8 protein-coding genes and 1 pseudogene are annotated in these 12130 nt (G+C 23.1%); 2 read left to right on the top strand and 7 right to left on the bottom strand.

The window, feature by feature from the left end; all coding sequences use genetic code 4:
- From AB668_RS02640 to AB668_RS02630, 3 genes and pseudogenes are all read right to left on the bottom strand, one after another.
- Positions 1-843 (bottom strand): IS1634 family transposase (locus AB668_RS02640; protein ID WP_152908035.1); only part of this gene is annotated, 843 nt, incomplete at its 3' end.
- A gap of 111 nt (positions 844-954) precedes the next feature.
- Positions 955-2638: pseudogene (locus tag AB668_RS02635) on the bottom strand (IS1634 family transposase).
- Positions 2639-3014: 376 nt separating this feature from the next.
- The gene (locus AB668_RS02630; RefSeq protein ID WP_050517501.1) at positions 3015-4469 is read right to left on the bottom strand and encodes a hypothetical protein; all 1455 of its coding nucleotides are present in this window, start codon (positions 4467-4469) and stop codon (positions 3015-3017) included.
- 262 nt (positions 4470-4731) lie between these two features.
- On the opposite strand from AB668_RS02630, the gene AB668_RS02625 reads away from it, so the two are divergent.
- On the top strand, positions 4732-6234 hold the full coding sequence (locus AB668_RS02625) for a hypothetical protein (protein WP_050517500.1): 1503 nt from the start codon (positions 4732-4734) through the stop codon (positions 6232-6234).
- Between the two features lie 24 nt (positions 6235-6258).
- Positions 6259-6834, top strand: coding sequence for an MFS transporter (locus AB668_RS02620; RefSeq protein WP_050517499.1), 576 nt, complete (start codon positions 6259-6261; stop codon positions 6832-6834).
- A gap of 21 nt (positions 6835-6855) precedes the next feature.
- On the opposite strand, the gene AB668_RS02615 is transcribed toward AB668_RS02620, so the two are convergent.
- From AB668_RS02615 to AB668_RS02600, 4 genes are all read right to left on the bottom strand, one after another.
- Positions 6856-8547, bottom strand: a complete 1692-nt coding sequence (locus AB668_RS02615; RefSeq protein WP_050517498.1) for a BspA family leucine-rich repeat surface protein — start codon at positions 8545-8547, stop codon at positions 6856-6858.
- A 59-nt stretch (positions 8548-8606) separates the two neighbouring features.
- Entirely contained in the window at positions 8607-10823 is a 2217-nt protein-coding gene (gene recD2 / locus AB668_RS02610) for an SF1B family DNA helicase RecD2 (protein WP_050517497.1), read from the bottom strand.
- Positions 10824-10839: 16 nt separating this feature from the next.
- The gene (locus AB668_RS02605; RefSeq protein WP_050517496.1) at positions 10840-11481 is read right to left on the bottom strand and encodes a DxFTY motif-containing membrane protein; all 642 of its coding nucleotides are present in this window, start codon (positions 11479-11481) and stop codon (positions 10840-10842) included.
- A 153-nt stretch (positions 11482-11634) separates the two neighbouring features.
- A partial coding sequence (locus AB668_RS02600) for a transposase (protein ID WP_327138677.1) occupies positions 11635-12130 on the bottom strand: 496 nt, incomplete at its 5' end.

The raw sequence follows: 12130 nt of genomic DNA, 5'->3' as shown, positions 1-12130 counted from the left end.
ATAATTCACGTTTTCAGTGTTAAAAAACCCTCTATCCATAACTAATGTAGGGTTTTTGTACCCATATTCTATGCTTTTGTTGATTAACTCTTTATATTGCGTTTGATCAGTCACTGAACCTAAAAACGTTTGGTAAAACAATGGCATTGTAGTTTCATTGTCTATCACATAAGCTAAGTTGATTTGTTTTAACCCTTCATCAACTTTTGCTTTTCCATATTCAGCAAGATTTATGTTTTCAGAATATGTGTTAAAGTTAGTTGAATCTAAAGATAAAATAATGTCTCTTGAAAAGCTGTTTTTTTGAAATTCCACATTTCACATGTATGTAAATTCCATCACTGAATCTTCATTTAAAACATTATTATATAATCTTGAGATTGTTGACTGACTGTCTATTTTATTTCCAAAAATTGCATTTCTTCTTGCTCACTTTTCATAGTGTTGAGCAGTTGAATTTTGATCATCAATAAAATAACAAATTAAAGATTTTATTAAATCAGTTTTTTCTTTAAAAACTTTGTTTAGTATAGAGCTTACATTTAACTTTTCTAATATTTTGTCAACAACCAATCTCGCACCAAATGATAAAACCCTTGAAAATTGACTATCATTTTCTTCAAGTGAAATACCGAAATCTCCAAAGTAGGTAACATAGTTTTCGTTTGGTATCATCATTGTTTCTTTTTCATCAGAAACAATACCTATGCACACTCTTTCGTTCTCACTATATCCCTTTTCTTTATTAAAAATTTTCTTGGTTGTATAGTACACATAAGTACAGTTTTTTCTTCTACCAAATACAATATCTTTTGATGGAATTTTTACAGGTTTAAAAGCCATTTTTTTATCTCCTTTTACTAGTTACATTATATCACTATTTAAAGTAAAAATCTAGTGTTTTTTCAAAATAAAAACCCTTTAAATAAAGGGTTTACACTTCATTATTAATAACTAGTTACAAAATTGTGAAAAGTTCAGGTGATAAGTATCTCAACTTTCTTTTAACTCATCATTAAACACTTGTATTGTTTCTGTTTTTTGTTTGTTTACAAATATCTCAATTTCTTTGACATCTTTAATAACGTTAATCATTTTATGTTCAGTAATTCTATTTTTACCTTGTAATCCTAATCTAGAATTCAAAAGGTAAACTACATAATTTAAAAACACTAAAGATACAAAACATAAACAAATATATCTAACAATATGATTTCATGTTGATAAATACATCGGACGAAGTGACAATTTACCTTTTAACGTTTTAAAATTAGATTCAATTTGTCACTGTTTTGAATATAAACTTACAATATCAACTACAGATAAATCAGTTCTATTTGTTTCATAAACATAATATCCATCGTATTTTTCATCTTCATTTATTTTTGCTACATCCAATTCATAAAAAGCACCTTTATTTACAGGTTTAAAAAACTTATATTTTTTTGATCCGACTAAATTATCATAAGAAACTAAATTATCTTTGTTCATCTTTTTAATAAAATTTTGAACCAAGATATCTCTATCATTTTTATCTTTTATTGCACGTTTTTTGCTATAAGTTATTATCTGTTTTCTGAAATGACCGTTTGGTCGTTTTTTATTGTAAAAAGATGCTATATCACGAACTTTATATTTAAAAGAACTATCAGTTATATAATCTTTTTCATCTAAAACGTATTCTTTAAACTGTTTGCTACCAGCTTTCATTCTATAAGAAATTATATAGTTTCAATTTTTAGATTCTAAGAATCTAATATTTCTATTCTAAGAATCTAATATTTCTATTAACACTCATACCTTTATCAGCAATAATAGTTACTGTGTTTATTTCATAAAGGTCTGCAATTTCAAGCATGAAAGGAATAAATGTATTTGAATCAGTGCTATTTCCAGGAAAAACTTTGTAATGTAATGGAATTCCATTTTCATCGGTTGCCATTCCTATTACAATTTGATCTTCCTTGAATTTTCCATCCTTTGAATAACCAGGCTTTTTAAACCCTTCTCTTGAAAATGTTTCAAAATATGCGGTTGTTGCATCAAATCACAAAACATCAATTTTTCTATTTGTGTTGTCACAAATTTTCTTGTTTAAGTTTTTCAGAATCTCGTCTTTATTTTTTGCAATATAATCTAATGATCTGTAAAATGAATTTTTTGAATGAGTATCTATTCTTTCTTTTTTTATTGTTTTGTAAGTCTTAAATACGCTAATCGGATTTTTAATTCTTTGATAAATTAATTGCATAATAACATCTTTTAGTGTTGTTGATCTTGTAGTAAAACAATTATCAAAAATATCGAAATAATCAAAGGGTTTTTCAATAATCTCGTAACCTTTATACCTTTCTATAACCTCTTTTTTCAATGATTTTTTCTCTTTGAAGATTTCATCTAATTTTGTTTTAGCTTGTTCTTTTGTTCAAGATAGTGGGAAGTTTGCAATAATTGCTTTAATCACAGTTAGCGGATCATCGTCATATTCTTTCAATTCATGTAAATAACCATAACCGAATCTGAATTCAAACCCCTTGTTATCTCTTCTCGGTACCCCAATTGATAAATATTCACCCTTCTTAACTCTTGCTATTGATGTTCTTCATTGTCTTTTTGTATCTTTTCTTGACTTTTTCATATTTCTATTATATCATATTTAAGCATAAAAGTATAGATATTTATATTTTTTTATAAAAAATATAGCTACTAAAAACGTGCTGTTTTTGTAGCTAAGTGGGAAACGTAGGTTTTTTGTTCTACAATTTTTACTTTGTTTTTATAAAAATGAAAAAATACCAAAAACTAGTAAAGATAAAAGTAAAGCAATAATAGCTACAGGTTTTATATCTTTACCAAATAATTCAGCAGTAACTAATAGTGTATTTATATTTCTTCACTATCCTTTCAAATATAAATTATATAGAAAAGACACTAAGCTTCAAGATTGTAATTTTTTAGTAAAATTCAGTACATATAAAAAACAACTTCAATTATATAGAGTTGTTAATTTCAATTTAATATTTTTTAACAAATGTTATATCAGTAGTTTGTTCTGATCCATCATTAGAAACTAGTTTAATAACAGGTTTATCTTTTCCGTTTTCATCTTTTTTAATACTCATACCAACTACAGAATAATTTTTATCTTTATAATTAATTTTTTCACCTAATTTTGGAGAATGAGTTAATTCTAAAACGTATTCTTCTTGAACTTGATCTATTGAAGCTTCAAATTGAGTTTTTTCAAGTTTAGTATCTATTAAATTATCATCTAAAACTTCTTCTTGATCTTTAATTGTTTGATCTTGATTATCAGTATAATCTGATCAATTTACTGTTAAAGTTGCAAAGTCAACTGGATCATGAGTAATCAGATCACCATTTATATCATCAATTGTTTTAGCTAATTCTAATTCTTGATTATCAGTTAGATCTTGTTCTTCTAAATATTTATCTGCTGTAATTTCTACTTCAATTTCAAAGTCTTCTTCTGATATTAAATTATCATCTAAATCATTTTGATTTTCTTTTATAGTTTCATCTTCTTGAGTATTAGTATAATCTAATCAATTTACTGTTAAAGTTGCAAAGTCAACTGGATCATGAGTAATCAGATCACCATTTATATCATCAATTGTTTTAGCTAATTCTAATTCTTGATTATCAGTTAGATTATCATTTAAATCAATTTCTTCAACTTGATTGTTCTCTTCAGATAAGGTTCAAATATTTTTATAATAATCACCTATTTTTTCTTGATCATCACCAATTTTATTATCAGTAGAATATAAATCTAATTTATCATCAACTTGAGTTTTATTTTCTATTTCATTTTCAGATTCATTATTTAAACTTACTGCATTTTCTATTATTGATAAATCAGTTTCAACTTGTAAATTATTAGCAATTAAATCTTTATTATCAACTAATAGATCTTTAGTTTTAATTTCATTATTAATTAAACTATCATCAAATTGATTTTCTAAATTAGGTGTGAATTGTTGATTTGTTTCTATATGCTGATCATATTTAATTTGATCTTGAACATTTATTTGTTGATAAGTGTTTGAAAGTGATTTATTCTGATCGATATTATTTTTATATTTATTAAAAATTTTAGATAAATAATGATCTATTTTTTCTTGATCTTGTTTACGGTGTTGATATTCTATTAAATTATCTTGTTGTTTTTGAATTCTATTAATTGGATCATGATTTTGTTCTTCAGAAGAATCTAATTTATTTAAAAACTTTATAAAAGCATTTGATTTATCTTTATGATTATTTTCTAATCAAATAACATACATTATATATTTATCAACAAGAGATATTAGTTCAGGTTGTATATCGATTAATTCAATCGCTAACATTTCTTTTATAGTGATTAGATCAAATTTTTTAGAAGTATAATAATTTATTTTTTCTAAAATTGTTTTAGTCATAAAATCTTTAAGTTTTTTACTTGACATATAATCTTTCCCAACTATTTACTATAAATATATTTAATCAAAAAATATATTAAAATAATTTCACTAATACTAAAATAGTGTTAGTTTATAAAATTAATCTTAGTTTTTAGAAAATACTTAATTAATTATATTAAAAATGAATAAATATTAACACCGATTTTTTTAATTATTAATTTAATAACATATATAGTTATTATATAAGAGTAAAATAAAATTAAAATGAACAAATTATTAGTTATAAGTTAGAATGAAGGTGAGTATTATGAAAAAGATATCTCGTTATCTTTGAATTTTAATTTTATTTATTGTTGGTGTTTTTGCAGCACAAACTTATTTAAATAAAAATTATGACATACCAGATTTAACAAGCAAAACGGACTATCGTTCAAACTACAATAGAAGATATGGTTTAATGTGAGGAGGACACGCATTAAGATATTATTTATATAGAAATTCTTCTGCTTTTGATACTAATAAAACTGAATATGAAAATTTCATAAAAAATATTGAAGATCAAACTTTAAATAAAGAATTTTTAAATTCAAAACAAAGCATAGTTCCAAGAGAAGATTTCAAATACTCACTTATTTCAAGTGTTATGGTTACTTCAGAATATGGTTCAACTTCTGCTCAAGAATTTTTTGCTGAATCATTTAGCAAATATGTAAGCTCAAATAACAACCAAAAAAATGTAACTTGATATTTACTAGAGCACTTCTTTACAAAAACTTTTATACAATTAAAAAATAATTTTTCAGGTGGAATTACTAATATCAATAAATGAAAAAGAATAAGAGATTTAATTGATGAAGATGCTAATAAAGTAAATAAAGAAATTAAATATGATATTAATTTAGATCAAGAAAAACAAAATTTAACTCCTAGAGATTTAGGTTATACTAATGTTATAAATGATAATCAATACATATATGGATTTTTTAATCGTAGATATGTAACCGATACTATTACAAATTTAGGAAAACAAATATTTTCTCCAGACTTTAAATTTAGTGATTATACACTATCAAGAATTGGTCAACAGAAATTTGGTAGATATGCAAAAAAACTTATGACATCTACTTTGTACAATCCATATCAAAATAGACAACATACACAACAAACTAAAAATAAACGATTTAATAGCATTGATCAATTAGATAAATATTGAAAAGATATTTCTAAATTTAAAACCACAAGTGGTATAGAAGAAAGTTCTATTCAAATTAAAAGAAATTTAGATGCAGCTTATGAATATGACAAAAGCTTTATAAAAGAAGATTTGTATGAAGAAACATTGAAATTATTTAACATTATTTATAAAATAGCTGGTGATGATTTTAAAAAGATTTTCATAAATTTAATATTAACTAATGATAAAGATATAAAAGGTATAGGTGATGCTACTGGAGTTAACGGCATAACTTCAACTCAATCACTAACAGATGATAGTACAACTGTTTATAGTTTTATAATAATTAGAAATAAAAGTTTTGAATCAAAAGAAAATCAACATCAATTCAACTGATCTTGATTTTCAAGTAATAATAGATTTCAAACATTAAATCATGAATTTGGTCATGTTTTAGATGTTTATCTTTCTAGAGATAATAGTTTTTCAAAATTATTCGATGAAAATGATTACAAACTAACTCAACAAGGTATATTATATGCTGGAGATACTCCAGTAAAAGATGTTTATGCTTTAGTTGATAAAAAGAAAGCAATGAGATTTGGTCATATGTCAGGGTGCAAATGTTGTTGTTAATAAATAAAAACGAAAGGAGAATCTATGGATTATAAATCGCATAAATTTTTAAAATATCTAGCAACGATTGGAAGTGTTATTTTATCGATAGCGTTATTGATAATTTACTTACAAAAAGGACAAGAAAATAAAAAGATATTTAATAGTTTACAACCTTTTATAGCTTTAGAAATTATTCTTTTAATTTTAGGTTCTCTATCTTTAATAAGTTATATGATTGTTAGGTGAAAATGAAAGAATAAAAGTGAATATGAATATAATAAAAAAGATATTATTTATTTGATAGTTAGTTTTAGTTTATATAGTTTTGCAATTATTATTAATACATTATATTTCACATTAAGCTTAACAATAAATAGTTTATATAGCATGAAGATATTATTTTATGTACTTTTACCAATTATATTTTTACTTATGATTATAGCTTCTATTTTTGAAACATTATCTAGAATTGATGAACAAATGTTTTTATATAAAAAAGAATATGAAAAAATAGAAAAAGAAAATAAAGTTAAGATAATACCTAATTCTGTAAAAAAAGAAAATAATGTTGAATCACAAATAAAATTAGATGATGATCAAAATCCTTTTAAAGATTAAAAAAAATGAAGATTTGCATTTTTATTTTTTATTTTTTCTAGAAGCAATAAATAGATAAACTACAGCAATTGATACAAGCACAGCACTAATTATAAATACTATTGTTTGTCATTTAATTTTTGATTGATTAGAATGATTAACAAATTTTGGTAATTGATCTGATTTTAAATTAGATACATTATTGAAATTATCAAAATTTGTAACTTTAGACACGTTTCATTTTGATAAGTCTTGACTAAAAGCTATAGCACCTTCAAACATTGCATACATATCTGCGACATTTTCAGTATTTCAATTACCTATATTTTGATTAAACTTAACAGCTTGTTTAAACATAGAAGTCATATTAGTTACATTTGAAACATCTCAAGCGGTGTATTTTTTACCATCTTTTGTTACTTCTTTTGTAGATATATTTTGGTTGAAATTTGCTGCATTATTGAACATATTTTGCATATCAATTACTTTAGAAGTATTTCAATTAATTATATTTTGGTTGAAATTTATAGCAGATTGAAACATACCGTTCATATTTTCAACATTAGATACATCTCAATCAGAAATCTCTTGAATAAAGTTTATAGATGCTTCAAACATTAAACTCATATTAGTAACTTTTGAAGTGTTTCAACTATTTAAAGATTTTCCTTCATTATTAAACTTAGAAGCTGAACTAAACATATAACTCATATCAGTTACATTTTCAGTGTTTCATTTTGAAATATCACGATTAAAAACTTTAGCACCTTCAAACATATGACTCATATTAGTTACATTTGAAGTATTTCAAGCAGTATATTTTTGTCCATCTTTTTCTACTTCTTTTTGATTAATGTTTTGATTGAAAGCTACTGCATTTTTAAACATATAACTCATATTAGTTACATTTGAAGTATTTCAATTTGATATATCATTATTGAATGCTAAAGCAGATTCAAAAATATTACTTAAATTAGTTACACTGATTATGTTTCATTTTTTTAGTGCTTTATTAAATACTTTAGTATTACTAAACATATAACTCATATTAGTTACTTTTGAAGTATTTCAATTTGATATATCACCATCAAAAACTTTAGTACCTTCAAACATATGACTCATATTAGTTACTTTAGAAGTGTCTCAAGCAGTGTATTTTAACTCAGCTTTTTGAACTTCTTTTTGTTTAATTTCTTGATTAAAATCTTCAGCTTCAGCAAACATACCACTCATATCAATTACACTTGAAGTATTTCAATTAGATATATCACTATTAAAGTGTTTTGTTTTTGCAAACATATAACTCATATCAGTTACACTTGAAGTATTTCAATTAGATATATCAAAATCAGAAATTGAAGAATTATAAAAAGTATGATTCATATTTGTCACATTTGAAGTGTTTCATTTTTCAACACCTTTAATTTCTTTTGAAGTTACACTTCTAAATGCATCTGATAAATTTGTTATAAAACTAGGTAATGTTTCAGGAACTTGTGCAATTTTAGGTAAAAATCTTTCTATTTGAATTTCACCTTTATCATTTGTAAAATATCCAATTTTAGTACAAATTAATTTACCTTTTTCTGTTTTATATTCTGCTTTTTGAGATTGTTTTTGATTTTGCTTTAAAACTAAAATATTCTCAGTTTTATTAGTTTGAAAAACTAAACCACTTGATATAGCAGTTGAAGATATAGTTAATAATGAAATAAATGCTAATAGTTTTTTCACGATTTTCTCCTATTTTATATACTAAATAATAATATCAAACTTTTAGAATAATAAAATCTCTATTTATTTAAAGTTGAAATTATAACTTCTTGTAGTGTTGTGTTTCTTTTTTTAGAACTTCTGTTAATACCTTGAATAAATATATCTTCTTTTGTAATAATAATTAATTCTTTTTTAGCTCTAGTAATAGCTGTATATAATAGTTTTTTATCTATAAATTTATTAAAATGAGTAGCGTCTAAAACTAAAATAACTTTATCATATTCACTACCTTGAGTTTTATGAACACTACATGCATAACTTAAAGTTAAATCATCGAAATTTTGATTATTGAATTCTAAAATATGATTATTGAAATTTACAATTGCAAAATCAAACTTATTATTTTTATAAATAATTGAATCAATAATTCCGACATCACCATTTGAAATATTTAATTTACTATCATTTTTTAAATACATGATTTTATCTGATTCGATATATTTATTTTTTGCTCTTTGATATATTTTTTGTTGATCATTAATGTTGAAATTGAAATTAGATTGAATAAAATCATTTAAATTATTTATACCTAAAGTTCCTGCATACATTGGACAAATTATTTGAGTATTATAAGGATTATTAAAATCTAGATCTTTTGCATAATTAGTTTTAATTTGTTCTAAACAATACTGTTTATCTGTATTAAAAATAAATTTAACATTATTTAATTGATCGATCTTGTTGATATCAAAAGTATTGTTTTTAATCATATAAGCAAGATCAATAATTCCGTTATTTTCTTTTTGACGATGAATATGTTCTAAATTAATTGTAGCAACAGTATTAGTTTTTATAATATCAAAAAATACATTTCCATAATTTACACTTGGTAATTGTTCTGGATCACCAACTAAAACTATTTTTTTAGCTTTTAAACTAGATTGTAAAAATTGACTAAATAAGCGATTATCAATCATTGAACACTCATCAACTATTAATAAATCAAATGATAATGCATTTTGTTTATTAATAAGAAATCTATTTTCATCACCATCATATTCTAATAATCTATGAATAGTTGTTGCTTCTGATTCTATAAAATTTTCTCTAATTTTAGCTGCAGCTCTTCCAGTTGGTGTTGAAATAGAAAATTTAGATTTTTTATATATTTTTTGAAATAACTTAACAATAGCTTGAATAATTGTAGTTTTACCAGTTCCAGGTCCACCAGTAATAATAGTTATATTATTTTTAGCAAAAGTTTTTAAAGCATTAATTTGAGAATTATCATATTTAAAACCTTTAATATTTTTAGTATTTGCAATTTCATTTTCTATTTCTAATATGTATTTATTTAAAGTTTCATCATCAATTGAATTATTTAAATTATTTTTTAAATGATATTCTAAACTTAAAGCAATTTCTTGTTCATCATAATATGAACTATAAGTATAAATTCTATTTTCTTTAAATACTAATAAATTATGATCTTTAGCATATAAAAGACTAGATAGTAAAAGTTCTTTATTTTCATTAGTATCTATATTAATAAAATCTTTTATCTTTCTAAATAATGTTTCTTTATTTGTATAACTATCTCCTGTTGAAAATAAAATTTCATCACAACAATGAAAAGCTCAAAATGCTATTCTAGAAATATCATTTGGTTTTTTTGAAAAATGAAGTCATATTTCATCAATATCTTGAATATTTCCTAAATTTCTTTCAAAGGCAAATTCAAAAAAATTATTAGTAAAAACTTTTATCAATTCTTCTTGGTTATTGATATATCATTGTGCTTTTTCTAAAATATTTAAATTTAACTTATTATTAATAAATTCGCTTGTTAAAGAGTTGTTTTGATTGATTTCAAAAATAATATCATAAATATGTTCTAGTTTTGATTTATTTATTCCTTGGATTGATAAAAACTTTTGTTTATCTTCTAAAATTTCTTGAATAAAATTTTCAGAATAATGTTGAGATATTTTTTTAGCTGTTAAATTACCTACACCAGGAAAAACATCAGATTTTAAAAAATTAATAATTTGTTGTTGAGTATCAATTTGAGCAAATTCAAAACTAGTTACATCAAAACTAGATCCATATTTAGCATGAGTATTAATTGATCCTGTAATTTGATATAAAACCTTAGTTTTCATCAATCCAATTTGACCTTTAATTTTAATTGTTTTTTTATCATTTTCTTCACTAGTAAAAATAGCAAGACCTCAATTGCCTGATAAATATATAAATTTTGAAATATATCCTCTTAATGTTATTTCTTTTTCCATAATTTCTTTCTAATTGTTACTCTTTATTTTTGTATAAATTATTTTTAAATTCTATTAATTCTAATTCTTCTTGTTCTTTTTTATATTTATATTCTAATTTTTTTATTGCTCTTAATTGTTTTTTTGTAGGTATTAATTCACCATTTTTATAAGCTAGTAAAATGATTTTATTTTCTTCTTCAATTTGATATTCTTTATTTCTTTGTAACATACTTAATAATGTTCCAATAATAACACCAATTAAACCACTAATTATAGCTATAGCAAATCTGACTAATGATTTTATAGTGTATGAAGCATTTCAGTTATACATTAAATCTCCAGTATAAATTATTGAAACACAAAGCATAGCTAATCCTATACAATAACTTAATGAATCTGATTTTTGAACGTTTAATAATATTAATATTCAATTAATAAAAGTTACTAGTATTAAATAAGCTAAACAAATTAAAGCTAAATATAAATAAGCAAGTTTACCTAATTTTTTATAAAAATTAAAGTTGAAGTTTTGCAAATCTCCACCAACTAAAAATAAAATAACTAAAAATAAACTAACTACAGTTAAAAGTTGAACTAAAAAATTTATTCAAATAGGAGTTCTTGAATTTTGAAATTTAATTTCATTTAATAATCTTTGTTTTTGTTTTTCTTGCATAATCATTTTCCTTTTAATTAATTTTAAGTATATCAAATAGAAATAAAAAAGCACCTTTATAGGTGCTTAGTTAAGGAGTTTTACTCCATTAAATTGTGCATAGAAGAGAGTCTCTTCTGTAAAAAGATATATAACTAAGACTTTCCCAAAAAATTAACTATATAAGACCTTGTTTATTATCTCTTCATTCTTTTTAGCAACTCTTGTTAAGTATCAAATATCAGGTTTATCTGGTATTTGAACTTTTTTATATTGTTTAAAAATTTTCATTATTTCTCTATATGTTTTAGTTTTAAATAAACCTGCATCTTCAAATTTATTTTTAATTCTATAACCAATAATTAATGTAAGCATATTGATAAATTCATCTGCATAAACACTTAAATCATCATGAACTTTAACTGAATCAAGTTCCAAAGTGTTTTTGTAAAAGTCATTAACAAGTTCAATTTCCCATCTTTGCTTATACATATTCAAGGCTTCTTGACATGTTATGTCTTGGTCAGAAACATATGCGATAGTGCCAAATTTGTGTTTCATTTTGTCATATCTTTCTTTTGAGAATTTTTTGCTTGACATAAAGTCGTGTTCTTCTTTGAATGCTCTTTTAACATCTCTAAAACAATAATAATATTTGTCTTCATAAATT

Origin of the sequence: Mycoplasma sp. HU2014, assembly GCF_001199495.1 — a bacterium.
Lineage (GTDB): Bacteria > Bacillota_I > Bacilli_A > Mycoplasmatales > Mycoplasmataceae > Mycoplasma.
The sequence above is the reverse complement of the archived record's forward strand: the minus strand, read 5'-3'. Positions and strand labels throughout refer to the sequence as shown.